10 protein-coding genes are annotated in these 16,812 nt (G+C 70.8%); 9 read left to right on the plus strand and 1 reads right to left on the minus strand.

What is annotated here, in order from left to right; genetic code table 11:
* Positions 1 to 123: 123 nt before the first annotated feature.
* From AC1PLR_RS02035 to AC1PLR_RS02050, 4 genes are read left to right on the plus strand one after another with little or no spacing between them, the layout of a single operon-like run.
* Positions 124 to 1,635, plus strand: a complete 1,512-nt coding sequence (locus AC1PLR_RS02035) for a right-handed parallel beta-helix repeat-containing protein (RefSeq protein WP_481102498.1) — start codon at positions 124 to 126, stop codon at positions 1,633 to 1,635.
* Entirely contained in the window at positions 1,632 to 2,960 is a 1,329-nt protein-coding gene (locus AC1PLR_RS02040) for a carbohydrate porin (protein ID WP_481102499.1), read from the plus strand. Before AC1PLR_RS02035 ends, AC1PLR_RS02040 begins: the two co-directional genes overlap by 4 nt.
* 37 nt (positions 2,961 to 2,997) lie before the next feature.
* Positions 2,998 to 3,888, plus strand: a complete 891-nt coding sequence (gene aroD, locus AC1PLR_RS02045; protein ID WP_481102500.1) for a type I 3-dehydroquinate dehydratase — start codon at positions 2,998 to 3,000, stop codon at positions 3,886 to 3,888.
* A gap of 48 nt (positions 3,889 to 3,936) precedes the next feature.
* The gene (locus tag AC1PLR_RS02050) at positions 3,937 to 5,244 is read left to right on the plus strand and encodes an MFS transporter (RefSeq protein WP_481102501.1); all 1,308 of its coding nucleotides are present in this window, start codon (positions 3,937 to 3,939) and stop codon (positions 5,242 to 5,244) included.
* 217 nt (positions 5,245 to 5,461) lie between these two features.
* On the opposite strand, the gene AC1PLR_RS02055 is transcribed toward AC1PLR_RS02050, so the two are convergent.
* The gene (locus AC1PLR_RS02055) at positions 5,462 to 7,891 is read right to left on the minus strand and encodes a membrane-bound PQQ-dependent dehydrogenase, glucose/quinate/shikimate family (protein WP_481102502.1); all 2,430 of its coding nucleotides are present in this window, start codon (positions 7,889 to 7,891) and stop codon (positions 5,462 to 5,464) included.
* Positions 7,892 to 8,189: 298 nt separating this feature from the next.
* On the opposite strand from AC1PLR_RS02055, the gene AC1PLR_RS02060 reads away from it, so the two are divergent.
* The 5 genes from AC1PLR_RS02060 to AC1PLR_RS02080 all read left to right on the plus strand — a co-directional run bounded on the left by AC1PLR_RS02060 (position 8,190) and on the right by AC1PLR_RS02080 (position 16,475).
* A complete protein-coding gene (locus tag AC1PLR_RS02060; RefSeq protein ID WP_029561938.1) occupies positions 8,190 to 9,380 on the plus strand; it encodes an efflux RND transporter periplasmic adaptor subunit in 1,191 nt (396 codons plus the stop codon).
* Positions 9,381 to 9,390: 10 nt separating this feature from the next.
* On the plus strand, positions 9,391 to 12,519 hold the full coding sequence (locus AC1PLR_RS02065; RefSeq protein WP_420008704.1) for a multidrug efflux RND transporter permease subunit: 3,129 nt from the start codon (positions 9,391 to 9,393) through the stop codon (positions 12,517 to 12,519).
* On the plus strand, positions 12,516 to 13,964 hold the full coding sequence (locus tag AC1PLR_RS02070; protein ID WP_420008705.1) for an efflux transporter outer membrane subunit: 1,449 nt from the start codon (positions 12,516 to 12,518) through the stop codon (positions 13,962 to 13,964). Before AC1PLR_RS02065 ends, AC1PLR_RS02070 begins: the two co-directional genes overlap by 4 nt.
* Before the next feature lie 431 nt (positions 13,965 to 14,395).
* Positions 14,396 to 15,253 (plus strand): PA4780 family RIO1-like protein kinase, encoded by an 858-nt coding sequence (locus tag AC1PLR_RS02075; protein ID WP_481102503.1) that lies wholly within the window; start codon positions 14,396 to 14,398, stop codon positions 15,251 to 15,253.
* A 268-nt stretch (positions 15,254 to 15,521) separates the two neighbouring features.
* Complete coding sequence (locus AC1PLR_RS02080; RefSeq protein ID WP_010341879.1) at positions 15,522 to 16,475, plus strand: alpha/beta hydrolase; 954 nt, start codon at positions 15,522 to 15,524, stop codon at positions 16,473 to 16,475.
* The last annotated feature ends 337 nt before the right edge of the window (positions 16,476 to 16,812 follow it).

Raw genomic sequence — 16,812 nt, forward strand, 5'->3', positions numbered from 1 at the left:
ACTTGAATGGTGCAGTGCGATAAAACTAGCGTTGCCGCTGTCCCGGCGCCTGGCAGCGTGCGCCGCTGGCGGCCGCGGCGCCGCCCGCCGCCGGCGCGGTCCCGATTCTGTTGGAGATGGTGCATGTCCTGTGCGTTTTCCCGCGGCCTGGCCCTATTGGCGGCGGCCCTGCTTCCCGGTGCCGTGCGCGCCTACCAGGCCGAGCCGGCGCCGCCGGAGCGCAGCGTGCTCACCGTGGACCGCTACGCCGACGACGATGCCCCGGGATCGCTGCGCTGGGCGATCACCACCGCCAACCAGGCGCCCGGCCGTTACCGCATCGAGATCGCCGCAGTAGGCGCGCCGCCGTACGTGATCCGCCCGCGCGCGCCGCTGCCGGCGCTGCAGGGGCCGCTGCAGGTGGTGGGCCTGGCGCGGGCGCACGATGGCCAGTACATCGCCATCGACGGCGCCGGCTACATCCACGGCAAGGGCACCGCCGCCTGCCCGGGTGCGGAGAAGGGCCAGTTCGGCACCAACGTGCGCAGCACCACGCTGCCGGGCCTGGTGCTGCGCGACACCCGGGGCGTGGAACTGAGCGGCCTGGAGATCCGCAACTTCTGCATCGGCGTGCTGCTCAACCGCGCCAGCGACAATGTGCTGCGCGACAACCGCATCGTCGCCAACCACGGCGGCGCCGGGGTGATGCTGACCGGCGACGACGGCAACGGCCAGTCCACCGCCACCACCACGGTGCGCAACCGCATCGAGCGCAATACCTTCCTCGACAACGGCGACGGCCTGGAACTGACCCGCGGCGCGGCCTGGAACCTGGTGGCCGACAACGTGTTCCGCTCCACCGACGCCAACCCCGAGCCCTCGCAGGGCATCGAGATCCTGTGGGGCAACGACAACACCGTGCTGCGCAACCGCTTCGAGCGCTACTCCGACGGGTTGCAGATCAACTGGGGCAACCGCAACACCATCGCCGACAACGACTTCGCCGGCAATTCGATCGGGGTCAGCGTCACCGGCCGCGACAACCTGATCGAGGGCAACCGCCTGACCGGCAACGGCATCGGCATCGCGGTGCGCCCGCAGCCGCGCAGCGAAGCCAACCGGTTCAGCGCCAACCTGCTGTCCGGCAACGGCCTGACGATCGAGCGCTGTTTCGCCGGCGGCGCCTGCGTGCCCGGCCAGCCGCGAGGCGCCATCGTGTTCGGCGTGCCGGGCCTGGAGCATGCGCCCTTCGTCGGTTCGCGCGGCATCGGCGTCGATCCGGACCCGCGCAAGCGCGCGACGATCTGCGGCGCCACGGCGGCGGACGGTTGCCAGCCTGCGCCGAACTTCGGCCAGGCCGCCCCGCAGTTGCGCACGATCGAACGCGGTGCTGGCGTGCCGCAGGTGCAGGGTAGCTTCGTCGGCCGTCCTGGCCATCTGTACACGGTGGAGCTGTTCGGCAATCGCCGCCGCGGCGACGACGAAGCCGAGCGCTATCTCGGCCGTGCCGAGGCGGCGGTGGATGCGCAGGGGCAGGGCCGCTTCGCGCTGCCGCTGGAGGCCGACAGCGCGGATCTGGCCACGCTCACCGCCACCGTCACCAGCGACGATGGCGCGACCTCGCCGCTGAGCGCGCCGCTGGCGGTGACGCCGTGAGCCGCGTCGTCTCCGCCGGCGCGCGTGCGCCGCGTCGCCTGCCGCCGTTGCCTGCCTGGTCGCTGCTGGCCGTGGCCATCGCCTTCGTCCCGGCGGTTGCCGCCGCGCAGGACGCCACCGACCTGGCGCACAGCACCTTCAGCGGCGACTGGGGCGGCGTGCGCAGCGACTGGCTGCGGCGCGGCGTCAATGTGCGCGGCGATTACGTCGGCGAAGCCATGGGCCTGGTCGACGGCGGCCGCGGCGAGCGCGGCGCGCGCTATGCGCAGCAGGTGCGGCTGGGCGTGGACCTGGACCTGGCGAAACTGGCCGGCTGGGACGGCGGCACAGTGCATGTGACCCTCAACGACCGCCGCGGCCGCAGCACCTCGGCCGATCTGCTCGGCAACCGCTTCCCGATCCAGGAAGCCTACGGCGGCCAGTTCACACGGCTGACCGAACTGAGCTACGACCGCCGCTTCAACGACGGGCGCACGTACGTGAAGGCCGGCTTCTACGCGATGGGCAACCAGTTCGGGGCGCACACGCTGCTGACCAACTTCGTCAACGCCGCGTTCTGCGCGCATCCGCTGGCGATGTCCGGCAACAGCGGCTGGTACAACTATCCGAACGCGCGCTGGGGCGCCGAGGCGGCGCAGCAACTGACGCCGGCGACGAACCTGCGGGTCGGCTGGTTCCAGGTCAACCCCAGCACCAACAACAACGTGCACACCGCGTTCGACCTGGACGCGCGCGGCACCACCGGCTCGCTGTTCCCGGTCGAGCTCACCTGGACGCCGGGCGCCGGCGGCGCCTATCCGGGCACCTACAAGGTCGGCGGCTACTACGACTCCTCGCGGGTGCCGCGCAAGGGCCTGGATCCGCGCGCCACCACCGGCCGCGACGGTGCCTACCTGCTGGTCGAACAGAAGCTTTCCTCGCCCGGCGGCGAACGCGGGCGCGGCCTGACCGGCTTTGCCCAGTACATGGTCTCCGACCGCGCCACCGCGCAGATCACCCGTTGGTACGCCGTGGGCGGCGTGTACCAGGGCATCGGCCGGCGCAGCCAGGACCGCATCGCCCTGGGCTACGTCGGCGCCGACATCAACCATCGCCTGCTCGACGCGCGGCGCGCGGCGCTGCTCGATGCCGGCGTGCCGCCGGACGCGCCGGTGTTCGCGCTCGACACCGCCGAGGAACTCTACGAACTGTCCTACAGCGCGCAGCTGACCCCGTGGCTGATGCTGCGGCCGGATGTGCAGTACATCGTCAACCCCGGCACCTTCGCCTATACGCGCACCGACAACGCGCTGGCGGTGGGGCTGCAGGTCAAGCTCACCTTCTGAGCGCGCGCTGCGCGCCTCCTTGCCCAGGCCGATCCCGATGCCCCTGTTTCCACCACGACTGATGTTCCTGTGCTGCGCCGGCCTGCTGCTGGCGTCGCCGTTGCAGGCCGCGCCCGCGGCGCCCGCGGCGACGTCCGCGGCCACCCCGCTGCCGGCGGCGCGCGTTCTGCAGATCCGCGGGCTCGCCATCGGTGCCGGCCTGCCCAAGATCATCGTGCCGATCACCGCGCACGACGCCGAGCAGGCGTTGGCGCAGGCGCAGCGCATCGCCGCCTCCCCCGATGCGGACCTGGCCGAGTGGCGCATCGACCTGATGGACGGCGCCACCGACGCGGCGGCGCTGGCGGCATTGGGGCCGCGCGTGGCGCAGGCGCTGCACGGCAAGCCGCTGCTGCTGACCTTCCGCACCAAGGCCGAGGGCGGTGCGGTGGCGATCGACGATGCCGCCTATGGCGCGCTGTACGCGCGCCTGCTGGAGGCGCGCTTCGCCGACCTGCTCGACGTGGAGATGTTCCGCGACCCGGCGGTGCTGCGGCAGGTGGTCGAGCGCGCACACCGGCAGGGCGTGTACGTGGTGATGTCCAGCCACGACTTCCACGCCACCCCACCGGTGGCGGAGATCGTGGCGCGGCTGCAGCGGCAGCAGGCGCTGGGCGCCGACGTGCTGAAGATCGCGGTGATGCCGCGCGATCCCGGCGACGTGCTGCATCTGCTCGACGCCACCTGGCAACTGCGCCAGCGCAGCGGGCAGCCGCTGCTGACCATGGCGATGGGGCCGCTGGGCGCGGTGTCGCGGCTGTCCGGCGGCACCTTCGGGCAGAGCCTGACCTTCGGCATGCTCGGCAGCGCCTCGGCGCCGGGGCAGATCGACGCGGCGCGCCTGCGCCAGGCGCTCGACGCCCTGCACGCGGCCGCGCCCGCCAAGTGACGCCGCATCGCCGCGGTTCTCGTTCGCCGTTCCAGCAGGAGTGACCCCATGAGCCATGCCGCCGCCCCGCCCACCGCGCTCGTCCTGGACCGCATGAGCGGTTTCCAGTGGACGGCCATCGCGGTCTGCGTGCTGTTGAACATGCTCGACGGCTTCGACGTGATGGTGATGGCCTTCATCGCCCCGCACGTGTCGGAGGCCTGGCACCTGTCCGGCAAGCTGCTGGGGATCGCGCTCAGCGCCGGGCTGGTGGGCATGGCGCTGGGCTCGCTGCTGCTGGCGCCGCTGGCCGACCGCTGGGGCCGGCGCAACATGATCCTGTGCTGCCTGGCGATCCTGACCGTCGGCATGGCCGCCTCGGCGCTGGCGCAGGACATCTGGCAACTGGCCGCGCTGCGGGTGTTCACCGGCATCGGCATCGGCGGCATGCTCGCCGGCGTCGGCGTGATCACCGCCGAATACGCCAGTCCGAAGTGGCGCAGCACCGCGGTGGCGCTGCAGGCCACCGGCTATCCCATCGGCGCCACGCTGGGCGGGTTGATCGCCGCGATGCTGCTGGAACGCTGGGGCTGGCATGCGGCCTTCCTGTTCGGCGCACTCGCCTCGCTGCTGTGCATCCCGGTGGTGTTGGCGCTGCTGCCGGAGTCGCTGGATTTCCTGCTCAGCCGGCGCCCGCCGGATGCGCTGGCGCGGCTCAACGCGCTGCTGACGCGCATGCGCGCACCGACCCTGGATGCCCTGCCGCCGCGCCCGCCGGTGCAGGAGAAGGCCGGCTACGCGGCGCTGTTCACCCCGCACCTGCGCCGCAACAGTGTGCTGATCGCGTTGGGTTTCTTCATGCACATGTTCGCCTTCTATTTCGTGCTGAGCTGGACGCCGAAACTGCTGGTGCAAGCCGGGCTGTCGGCCGAGCAGGGTGTCACCGGCGGCGTGCTGCTGAACCTGGGCGGCATCGTCGGCGGCGCGTTGTTCGGCGGTCTGGCCGCACGCTTTTTGCTGCCGCGGTTGACCGCGGCCAGCTTCCTGATCGCCGCACTGGGAATGGCGGCGTTCGCCACGCTCGGCACGCAGCTGCAGCTGGCCTTCCCCGTGGCCTTCGTGATCGGTGCGGCGCTGTTCGGCTCGATGGCCGGCCTGTATGCGGTGGCGCCGATCGTGTTCGCGCCCACCGTGCGCACCACCGGCCTGGGCTGGGCGATCGGCATCGGCCGCGTCGGCGCGATCCTTTCGCCGATGACCGTCGGCGTGCTGGTCGATGCCGGCTGGCAGCCGGCCAATCTGTACTACGTGCTGGCGTTGCCGCTGCTGGTGGCCATTGCCGCGGTGCTGACGATGCGGCTGCAGCCGGCGCGTTGAGGGCAGGCGGCGGCGCGGGCGCGGGTCTGTTGCTGGCTCCGAGGACAACGCGCTTTACTGCGCGGCCTGGCCTGCGTCACCCGGTCGGCGCCGCTGCCCGGCGCCGTGCTCGATGTGTCGGCCAACCTGCGGCGCCTCGGTCGAGGCGTTGTGAGGTCTCACGAACGTGGGTCCATCCATTGCCACCGCACGCAGGTGGCAATGGCGTGCCGTTTTCCTACTTGGCGTTCGGCAAGGCGTAGGCGATCACGTAGTCGCCGCGGTCCGGCGACTGCCGCGCGCCGCCGGCGGTGATCACGATGTACTGCTTGCCGGTCTTGGTCGATACGTAGGTCATCGGCCCGCCCTGGCTGCCCACCGGCAGCCGTGCCTTCCACAGTTCCTTGCCGGTGCCGCTGTCGAACGCGCGCAGGTAGTAGTCCTGGGTGCCGGCGATGAACACCAGGCCGCTCTGCGTGGCCAGGGTGCCGCCCAGGGTCGGCATGCCGACCGGGATCGGCAGGTGCATCTTGAAGCCGAGTGGGCCGGTGTCCTGCACGGTGCCCACCGGCACCTGCCAGGCGATGCTGCGGGTCTTCAGGTCGATCGCGCTGAGCGTGCCGAACGGCGGCGCCTGGCAGGGGATGCCCAGCGCCGACAGGAAGCGGTTCTTGTTGACCGCGTATGGGGTGCCCTTCAGCGGTACCGCGCCCATGCCGGTGTTGACCGCCTCGCCGCCGCTGGAGGCGGCGGCCTTCTCGGCCTTCTGCGGAATCATCTGCACCCACAGGCCCAGGCGCATGTCGTTGGCGAACACCACGTCGTGCACCGGATCGACCGACAGCCCGCCCCAGTTCATGCCGCCCAGCGAGCCGGGGAAGCTCAGCGATACGTCGGTGCCGGGCGCGGTGTACAGGCCCTCGTAGCGCATCTTCTTGAAGGCGATGCGGCACAGCATCTGGTCCAGCAGGGTGGCGCCCCACATGTCCGCTTCGCTCAGATGCTTGGTGCCGATCTGCGGCATGCCCACCGACAGCGGCTGGGTCAGCGCATACGGTTCGTGCGGGATGTCGGCGGCCTTCACCGGCACCTCGCGGACCTCGGTCAGCGGTGTGCCGGTGGCGCGGTCGAGCACGTACAGCTGGCCGGCCTTGGTGCCGATGATCAGCGCCGGCACCTTGCGGCCGTCGGCCATCGGGAAGTCGATCAGGCTCGGCTGCATCGGCAGGTCGAAGTCCCACAGATCGTTGTGCACGGTCTGGTAGACCCACTTGACCTGGCCGGTGCTCGCGTCCAGCGCGGTGATCGAGGCGCCGAAGCGGTGATCCAGCGCGCTGCGCTCGGCACCGTACAGGTCGGTGGACGGGCTGCCCATCGGCAGGAACACCGTGTTGGACGCGGCGTCGTAGGACATCGGCGCCCACACGTTCGGCGTGCTGCGCACGTAGGTCTTGCCCGCGGCCGGCGGCTGCGTGTCCTGCGGGTTGCCCGGGTCGAAGGCCCAGCGCTGCGCACCGGTGATCACGTCGAAGCCGCGGATCACGCCGCCGGGCATGTCGGCCTGGACGTTGTCGGCGACGCGGCCGCCCACCACCACCGTGGTCCCGGCCACAGTCGGCGCCGAGGTCAACTGGTAGAACGGATCGGGTGCGGCGCCGAGGCCGGCCTTCAGGTCGACCTGGCCGTTCTGGCCGAAGCCGCTGCAGAACGCGCCGGTGTCCGCATCCAGCGCGATCAGCCGCGCATCGATGGTGTTGGTCAGCACGCGGCGCCGGCAGTTGGCGCCGGCCGGCAGCACCGCCGCCGCCACCGGCGAGGCATTGGCGGCGCTGGGCTGGGCCAGCGCCGCGTCGGCATCGAAGTAGGCCAGGCCGCGGCAGCGCTGCCAGACCGAGGACTGCGCGTTGATCTCGCGCTTCCACAGCTGCCGGCCGCTGCTGGCGTCCAGCGCGATGACGTTGTTGTGCGGCGTGCACACATACAGCGTCTCGCCGATCTGCAGCGGGGTGGTCTGGTCCTCGGCGCCGTTGCCGTCGCTGAGGGCGATGTCGCCGGTGCGGTAGGTCCAGGCCACCTGCAACTGGTCGACGTTGCCGCGGCCGATCTGGTCCAGCGCGGCGAAACGGCTGCCGCCGGCGGTGTTGCCGTAGTGGCTCCAGTCGCGCTGCGCCTGCGCCGGGGTCACCGGCACCGGTGCCGGGCCGGGGCCGCTGGCGGCCACCGGCGGATGCGGCACGAACATGCCGGCCAGGCCGCCGGCGCAGGCCAGCGCCAGCACCGCCGCCAGCGCATAGGCGCCGCGGCCGCCGCGCAGGCCGCGGGCACGGCGCAGGCTCGGGTAGACCAGGGCGACCAGCAGCGCCAGCACCGCCGGCATCATCAGCCGCGACACCAGCGGCCAGAACGCCAGGCCCGCATCCCAGGACGCCCAGGCCACGCTCAGCACGAAGGCCAGCGCGTACAGCCAGGCACCGGCGGGGCGCCGGCGCAGCAGCAGCACGGCAGAGACGACGCAGGCCGCGCCCATCGCCAGGAAGTAGAGGCTGCCGCCGAGCGTGGCCAGACGGATGCCGCCGACCAGCAGCGCCAGTCCGATCAGCGCCAGCAGCAGGCCGACGCTCCACAGCACGATCCGGCCGCCGGCCGACACATCCGATTGGGTTTGCACGTTTTCGATCCTCTGCAGGGGAGACGCACGGCGTCCGCGAAGGGCCACGAGCGTGGCGAAGGCGGGGCGTGCGCACGATGACATGCCGCGTCTGGAAAGGACGTCGCCACGTTGGGCGATTATCGCATTTGTGTTCGGTAATAGAACGAATGGCGGCGCCCGCCGACGCGACGCTGCGTGCCGGTTTCCGACGTTTCTCCGACCTTGGTGAAGCCCGTACAACGCACTGTTACAGGGATGGTGCGATGCGACACATCCGTGGAGTAGCGTTGCGCGTTTCTTCCCAGCCGCACTCCCCATGTCCGACCTCTTCCAGGCGCCTCGTCGTCCCGTTCGCTGTGCCGTATTACTGGCCATTGCCGTGGCCGGAGGCTGCTCCGGCGACAAGCCGGCGGCCGCGCCACCGCCGCGGGTGGGGGTGCTGACCCTGGGCGCGCGCACGCTGCCGGTGGAGCGCACCCTGGCCGGTCGCACCGTGGCCTACGAGACCGCCGACGTGCGCCCGCAGGTCGGCGGGCTGCTGCGCCAGCGCCTGTTCCAGGAAGGCCAGGAGGTCAAGGCCGGGCAGGCGCTGTACGTGATCGATCCGGCGCCGTACCAGGCCGCCTACGACATCGCCCGCGGCAACCTGGTGCAGGCCGAGGCGGCGCTGGCCAGCGCGCGGCCCAAGGCCGAGCGCACCCGCAGCCTCACCGACATGGACGCGGCCAGCAAGCAGGATGCCGACGATGCGGTGTCCGCGCTGCGCCAGGACGAGGCGGCGGTGGTCGCGGCCAAGGCGGCGTTGCAGGCGGCGCGCATCAACCTCGACTACACCCGCATCACCGCGCCGATCTCCGGCACCATCGGCACCTCCGCCTACACCGTCGGCGCGCTGCTCACCGCCGCGCAGGACGCGGCGCTGACCACCATCCAGCGGCTGGATCCGATCTATCTGGACGTCACCCAGTCCAGCACGCAGATGCTGGCGCTGCGCCGCCAGCTCGACGCCGGGCAGATCCACGCCATCGACGGCAAGGCGCAGGTGCAGGTGCGGCTGGAGGACGGCAGCACCTATCCGCATGCCGGCACCCTCGAATTCGTCGGCACCCAGGTCAACGCCGGCACCGGCAACGTCACCTTGCGCGCGGTGGTGCCCAATCCCGAACACCTGCTGCTGCCGGGCATGTACCTGCGCGCGGTGCTGCCGATGGCCACCGACCAGGGCGCGGTGCTGGTGCCGCAGCAGGCAGTGACGCGCGACAGCAAGGGCGAGCCGGTGGTGAAGCTGCTGGATGCGCACGACAAGGTGGTGGAGCGGCACATCCGCACCGGCGAGGCCATCGGCCACGACTGGCTGGTGGAGTCCGGGCTCAAGCCGGGCGAGCGCCTGATCGTGGTCAACGGCAGCCGTGCCGAACTCGGCAAGCCGGCGCAGCCGTATCCGGTCACCGCCGCCCAGCTCGATGCCGCGCCGGCGCTGCCGGGCGACGACGCCCAGGCCGACTGAGGACCCCCGCATGTCGCGCTTCTTCGTCAACCACCCGGTGGTGGCCTGGGTCATGGCCATCGTCATCGTCCTGATCGGCATGCTGGCCATCCATGGGCTGCCGGTCGAACGCTATCCGCACATGGCGCCGCCCACCATCACCGTGCGCGCCAGCTACACCGGCGCCTCGGCGCAGACGGTGGAAAACACCGTCACCCAGCTGATCGAGCAGTCGCAGCAGAGCCTGGACCACCTGCTGTACATGACCTCCACCAGCGCCTCGGACGGCACCGCGCAGGTCAACCTGGTGTTCGAGACCGGCACCAACGCCGACACCGCGCAGGTGCAGGTGCAGAACCAGTTGCAGTCGGTGATGTCGGTGTTGCCGCAGGCGGTGCAGCAGAACGGCCTGGTCATCACCAAGTCCAGCGGCTCGCTGTTCGAGGTGGTGGCGTTCACCTCCGACGACGGCAGCATGGACAACTTCGATGTCGCCAACTACATGGAATCGAACATCGACGACCAGATCAGCCGCGTCAGCGGCGTCGGCAACATCCAGCCGATGGGCTCGGAATACGCCATGCGCATCTGGCTGGACCCGGAGAAGCTGCGCAAGTACGCGCTGATGCCCTCGGACGTGGAGAACGCGCTGCAGTCGCAGAACACCGACGTGTCGGCCGGCGAGATCGGCGGCCAGCCGGCGCTGCGCGGGCAGCGCCTGGACGCCACCGTGACCACCCGCAGCCGCCTGCAGACCCCGGCGCAGTTCGGCGCCATCGTGCTCAAGAGCGATGCCAGCGGCGCGGCCGTGCACCTGTCGGACGTGGCCAGGATCGGCCTGGGCCCGGAGACCTACGACAGCATCACCCGCTTCAACGGCAAGCCTTCGGCCTCGCTGGGCATCGAGCTCAACTCCGACGCCAACGCGGTGGAAACCTCCAAGGCCATCGACCAGCGCCTGCAGGAACTCAAGCAGTACTGGCCGCACGGCTTCAACTACCACATCGCCTTCAGCACCACGCCGTTCGTCACCACCTCGATCAAGGAAGTGGTGATCACCCTGATCGAGGCGGTGCTGCTGGTGGTGGCGGTGATGTACCTGTTCCTGCAGAACTGGCGCGCCACGCTGATCCCGACCATCGCCGTGCCGGTGGTGCTGATGGGCACCTTCGGCGTGCTCGCCGCGTTCGGCTACTCGATCAACACCCTGACCATGTTCGCGATGGTGCTGGCGATCGGCCTGCTGGTCGACGACGCCATCGTGGTGGTGGAGAACGTGGAGCGGGTGATGGGCCAGGAAGGCCTGCCGCCGAAGGAAGCCACGCTGCGCTCGATGCAGCAGATCGGCGGCGCGCTGGTCGGCATCGTGCTGGTGCTGACCGCGGTGTTCGTGCCGATGGCGTTCTTCAACGGCGTCACCGGCGTGATCTACCGGCAGTTCTCGATCACCATCGCCGCATCGATGATCCTGTCGGTGCTGGTGGCGATGACCCTGACCCCGGCGCTGTGCGTGACCATCCTCAAGCCGCTGCACCAGGGCGAGGCGCCGATCGGCTCGCACGGGCGCCTGGGCTGGTTCTTCATCTGGTTCAACACCCGCTTCCGGCACCTGTCCGAGCGCTACCGCACGCTGGTCGAGCGGGTGCTGGGCAAGCGCGCGCTGGGCCTGGTCGCCTATGCGCTGCTGATCGCGGTCACCGGCCTGCTGCTGTGGCGCCTGCCCGGCGCGTTCCTGCCCGACGAGGACGAAGGCATGCTCAACGTGCTGGTCAAGCTGCCGGCCGGCTCCACCCTGGAGCAGACCCTGGCGGTGACCGACCGGCTGACCAAGGCCGCGCTGAAGGATCCGGGCGTGCGCTCGGTGCTGTCCTCGGCCGGCTTCAGCGTCACCGGCGCCGGCCAGAACGTCGGCATGGCCTTCGTGCGGCTGAAGGACTGGGACGACCGCGACGACGATGCCGCGACCATCGCCGACCATCTGAACAAGGCGCTGGCCGACGTGCCCGACGCGGAACTGTTCGTGACCTCGCCGCCGGCGATCACCGGCCTGGGCGACGCCTCCGGTTTCACCTTCGAACTGATGGACTACGAAGGCGCCGGCCATGCCGCCCTGGTCGCCGCGCGCGACAAGCTGCTGCGGCTGGCCCAGCACGATCCCAAGCTGATGAACGTGCGCTACGCCAGCCTGGAAGACGCACCGGTGTACGCGGTCAAGATCGACGACGCCAAGGCGCAGGCGCTGGGCGTGGACCCGGGCGACATCAACGCCACGCTCAACAGCGCGCTCGGCGGCGACTTCGTCAACAACTTCATCTACAAGGGCCGCATCAAGAAGGTCTACGTGCAGGGCGATGCCGACGCACGCATGGCGCCGCAGGACCTGGACCGCTGGACCGTGCGCAATAGCGGCGGCGACATGGTGCCGATGTCCGCGTTCACCCGCTCGCACTGGACCAGCGCGCCGGCCGCGCTGGAACGCTACAACGGCGTGTCGGCGATGGAACTGACCGGCCAGGCGGTGCCCGGGGTCAGCTCCGGCGCGGCGATGGACGCGATGGCCGAACTGAGCAAGCAACTGCCGCACGGCTTCGGCTACGCGTGGTCGGACATGGCCTACCAGGAAAAGCTGTCGGCCAACCAGGCGCCGGCGCTGTACGCGATCTCGCTGCTGTTCGTGTTCCTGTGCCTGGTGGCGCTGTACGAGAGCTGGTCGATCCCGTTCGCGGTGATGCTGGCGGTGCCGGTGGGCGTGTTCGGTGCGGTGCTGCTGATGACCTTGCGCGGCCTGGAGAACGACGTCTACTTCCAGGTCGGCCTGCTGACCACGGTGGGCCTGGCGGCGAAGAACGGCATCCTCATCGTCGAGTTCGCGCGCGACCTCGAGCACCGCGGCGAAAGCCTGCTCGCCGCGACCCTGCACGCAGTGCAGATGCGTCTGCGGCCGATCCTGATGACCTCGCTGGCGTTCCTGCTCGGCGTGCTGCCGCTGGTGTTCAGCAAGGGCGCCGGTTCGGCCGCGCGCCACTCGCTGGGCACCGGCGTCACCGGCGGCACCCTGGCCTCGATCACCCTGGGCCTGTTCTTCGTGCCGCTGTTCTACGTGATCGTGCGCCGCCTGTTCCCTGGACCGGCGGTGGCCAAGTCGGAGGCGCAGGCATGAGCGCGATCTCTCGGATGAGTGTGGCGGTGACCACGCTGCTGGCCCTGTCCGGCTGCACCCTGGCGCCGACCTACGTGCGCCCGGCGGCGCCGGTGCCGGCGGACTTGGCGGCGGTCGACGCGGCACCCGCCGCGGGCACCGCCACCGATACGCTGGCGATGCCGGACTGGCAGCAGGTGTTCCTGGATCCGCGGCTGCGCCAGACCATCGCGCTGGCCTTGCAGAACAACCGCGACCTGCGCGTGGCGGTGCTGTCCATCGACAAGGCGCGTGCGCAGTACCGAATCCAGCGCGCCGCGCAGTTGCCCTCGTTCGATGCCAACGCCAGCATGAGCCGCGGCCGCAGCAGCGCCGCCAGCAACGACGACGGCGTCTCCCAGGTCAGCACCAGCGACACCCTGCAGGTTGGGCTGAGCAGCTGGCAGCTGGATCTGTTCGGGCAACTGCGCAGTCTCAAGCAGGAAGCCCTGCAGAACTGGCTGTCCAGTGCGGAAAACCAGCGTAACGTGCGCCTGACCCTGGTCGCCCAGGTCGCCGCGGCGTGGCTGACCGTGGGCGCCGACCAGGCGCAACTGGATCTGGCGCAGCAGACCCTGGACAGCCAGGCGCAGACCCTGCAACTGACCGAACGCCGCCACAGCATCGGCAGCGCGTCCGGGCTGGATCTGGCGCAGCAGCAGACCAGCGTGGAGTCGGCGCGCGTGGCCGTCGCCAGCGCCGCCACCCAGCTGGCGCAGGCGCGCGATGCGCTGCAATTGCTGGTCGGCGCGCCGGTGGAGGCGGCGCTGCTGCCCACCGCGCAGGCGATGCAGGACAGCGTGGCGCTGGCGCCGCTGCCGGCGCACCTGTCCTCGACGGTGTTGCTGCAGCGTCCGGACGTGCTCGCCGCCGAGCACAGCCTGCAGGCGGCCAATGCCGACATCGGCGCCGCGCGCGCGGCGTTCTTCCCGTCGCTGAGCCTCACCGCGTCCACCGGGCGCAGCAGCGATGCATTGTCCACGCTATTCTCCGCCGGCAGCCGCACCTGGTCGTTCGTGCCCAGCATCACCGCGCCGATCTTCCACGCGGGCGCGCTGAAGGCCTCGCTGGACGCCTCCAAGCTCGGCAAGGACATCGCCGTGGCGCAGTACGAGAAGGCGATCCAGTCGGCCTTCGCCGAAGTGGCCGACGCCCTGGCCACGCGCGACCACCTGCAGGCGCAGCTGACCGCGCAGCAGGCCCTGGTCGACGCCAGCCAGCGCAGCTACACCCTGGCCGAGGCGCGCTACCGCGCCGGCCTGGACGGCCACCTGCCGGTGCTGGATGCGCAGCGTTCGCTGTTCGCCGCGCAACAGGCGCTGATCGCACTGCGCCTGCAGGACGCCAGCAACCGCGTCACCCTGTACCAGGTGCTCGGCGGCGGCGCCGACGCCCAGGCCCAGGCTCAGGCCGCTACCGCGCCCTGAACCGCGATCGAGGCAGGCCCCAGGGCGGGCCTGCGGCGAGCGCGAAGCAGGCCTGTGCGAGCCTGAGCGAGCAGGAGCGTCGCCACGCACGACGCTTCTCTTGTGGGAGGGACTTCAGTCCCGACGCGACGGCAATCGAACGCCTATCCAACCCCATACACCCAGGCAACGCCGCGCGCGCCCTCGCCGCACACAACACGACAGCCCTGCGCCACCGTCTCGATAGCTGAACGCGGCGATGCACCCCGGCGGACGTCGTAGACAAATGCCGGATGCCGCCGCGCCGCCGATCGTTCGTCGCACACGCCGCAGGCCGCGCCGGACGCATCTTCAGCGCATTGGCGACACCCTCGACGCCACAGCGGCATGCCGGGCACTGCACCAGGCTTGGGCCATAATCGCGGCGACTCACTCCAGGTATGCCGCACCCGATGAAGATTCCCCCGAGCCTGCAGCCGCTGATCGACGATGGCGTCATCGACGGCGTGCTGCGCCCGCTCAAGAGCGGCAAGGAGGCCGCGGTCTACGTGGTCCAGGCCGGCGACGACGTGCTCTGCGCCAAGGTCTACAAGGACATGGCACAGCGCAGTTTCCAGGCGCGCGTGCAGTACCAGGAAGGGCGCAAGGTGCGCGGCAGCCGCCAGGCGCGGGCGATCGGCAAGGCCAGCAAGTTCGGCCGCCGCGAGCAGGAAGCGGCGTGGAAGGACACCGAGGCCAACACCCTGTACCAGCTGGTGGACGCCGGCGTGCACGTGCCGCAACCGCGCGGCTACTTCCACGGCGTGCTGCTGATGGACCTGGTCACCGACGGCGATGGGCAGAGCGCGCCGCGGCTCAGCGAAGTCGAACTGGAGCCGGCGCAGGCGCAGGCCTTCCACGCGCAACTGGTCGGCGACGTGGTCAGGATGCTGTGCCTGGGCCTGGTCCACGGCGACCTGTCCGAATACAACGTGCTGGTCGGCGCCGATGGTCCGGTGGTGATCGACTTCCCGCAGGTGGTCAGCGCCGCCGGCAACAACGCCGCCCGCAGCATGCTGCTGCGCGACGTGCACAACCTGCGCGACTGCCTGGGCCGCTTCGCGCCCGAGCTCAATGCCACCCACTACGGCGAGGAGATGTGGGCGCTGTACGAGAAGGGCACGCTGCGCCCGGACAGCGTGCTCACCGGCCGCTTCACCTTCGACAGCCGTCGCGCCGACGTGCGCGCCGTGCGCGCCTCGATCGAGAACGCGCGGCAGGAAGCCATCATCCGCCAGCAGGGCCGCGAAGCCGCCGCGCAGGACGACTGAGCCGCGTTCCGCCACGCAGCGCGCAAGTCCATGCTGCGCCGCAATGTGGCGGCACCGCGTGCGCGCCCGCCGCCAGCGTGTGCCCCAAGCCGCGCAATGCCTCGCCACGCCTGCATCGCACGCGCATCCGCGCCGCGACGATCGGCCGCCTGTCGCTGATCCGCCGCTGGCGCGCACGGGCGTCCCGGTTCGCTTATTTGCGAAAATGGTTATTGAAAATAACAATCTGCCCGACGCCGCTTGCGTAGCCGCCCCGGGAGGGCCACCCATGTATTTCGATCCAGACGTCGTGCGTTTCTTCGCCCAGGCCCAGCAGTCCGGGCAGCCGCCGATGGAGGAACTGCCCTTGCCCCAGGCGCGGGCGATGATGCGCGGCGTCGCCGCGCAGTTCGGTTTCCCGCGCGTGGAGATGGCCGAGCTGCGCGACCTGCAGGCACCGGGCCCGGCCGCCCCGATTCCGCTACGCCTGTACCGCCCGCACGGCCTCGACACGGGGCCGGCGCCGACCTGCCTCTACGCGCACGGCGGCGGTGGCGTGGTCGGCGACCTCGATTCGCACGACGACGTGTGCAGGCAACTGGCTGCGCGTGCCGGTTGCCAGGTGCTGGCGGTGGACTACCGGCTGGCGCCCGAGCATCCGGCGCCGGCTGCTATCGAGGACGTGATCGCGGTGGTGCAGTGGCTGGCCGCGCACCCAGGCGAGGTCGGCGCCGATCCGCAGCGCTTGGCCATCGCCGGCGACAGCATGGGCGGCGCCCTGGCGGCCAGCGCCGCAGTGGCCGCACGCGATGCCGGCATCGCCCTGCGCTGCCAGATCCTGATCTATCCGCTGACCAACCTGCGTGCGGACAATCCCTTCCCCTCGCGCGTGCACAACGCCGGCATCCCGCCGTTGACCGAAGCGGCGATGCGCTTCTTCGACCGTCAGTACCTGCCCGACCCGTCGCTGGGGTCGGACTGGCGCATCTCGCCGGTGGTCGCGCCGGACGTGGCCGGCGTCGCCCCGGCGCTGGTGGTGCTCGCCGAGCGCGACGCGCTGCACGACGAAGGCCTGCACTACGCGCAGCGCCTGCGCGAGGCCGGCGTGGAAACCCTGGTGCGCGTCCACCCCGGCATGATCCACGGCTTCATCAACATGGGCAGCGTGATGCGCGTGGCCGGCGAAACCCTGGACCTGGCCGCGCTGCTGCTGCGCCAGCGGCTGCTGCCGGTGGCCACGTAGGACTGAGCCTCACCGCAGCGCGTACCACCTCCCGGCAATCGCCGCCGGTGCTGGCACGCGCTGCCTCGCCTGGAGCCATGTGCCAGTCGCGCGGATGCGTCGGCTTCCGTAGTCAAAGCCCCTCTCCCCCCGGGAGAGGGGTTGGGGTGAGGGTCCGGGAGCGCAGCGCCGCTCCGGACCTTAGTGCACCATCCGTACCCTCATCCGCCCCTTCGGGGCACCTTCTCCCGAGGGGAGAAGGGAAAAACAAAGGAGCGGCTGGCCGCTTGGTGACATCGGCAGCCCGCAGCGCGGATGCCGTTGATTTGCACGGTGACGCGCGGCCGGTCTGCCGCGC

This window comes from Xanthomonas sp. NCPPB 3570, from assembly GCF_056725115.1.

Excerpts from the sequence above, each read along its gene's own strand:
- AC1PLR_RS02035 (WP_481102498.1), top strand. The coding sequence starts at position 124 with ATGTCCTGTGCGTTTTCCCGCGGCCTGGCCCTATTGGCGGCGGCCCTG.
- aroD (WP_481102500.1), top strand. The coding sequence starts at position 2,998 with ATGCCCCTGTTTCCACCACGACTGATGTTCCTGTGCTGCGCCGGCCTG.
- AC1PLR_RS02050 (WP_481102501.1), top strand. The coding sequence starts at position 3,937 with ATGAGCCATGCCGCCGCCCCGCCCACCGCGCTCGTCCTGGACCGCATG.
- AC1PLR_RS02060 (WP_029561938.1), top strand. The coding sequence starts at position 8,190 with ATGTCCGACCTCTTCCAGGCGCCTCGTCGTCCCGTTCGCTGTGCCGTA.
- AC1PLR_RS02065 (WP_420008704.1), top strand. The coding sequence starts at position 9,391 with ATGTCGCGCTTCTTCGTCAACCACCCGGTGGTGGCCTGGGTCATGGCC.
- AC1PLR_RS02070 (WP_420008705.1), top strand. The coding sequence starts at position 12,516 with ATGAGCGCGATCTCTCGGATGAGTGTGGCGGTGACCACGCTGCTGGCC.
- AC1PLR_RS02075 (WP_481102503.1), top strand. The coding sequence starts at position 14,396 with ATGAAGATTCCCCCGAGCCTGCAGCCGCTGATCGACGATGGCGTCATC.
- AC1PLR_RS02080 (WP_010341879.1), top strand. The coding sequence starts at position 15,522 with ATGTATTTCGATCCAGACGTCGTGCGTTTCTTCGCCCAGGCCCAGCAG.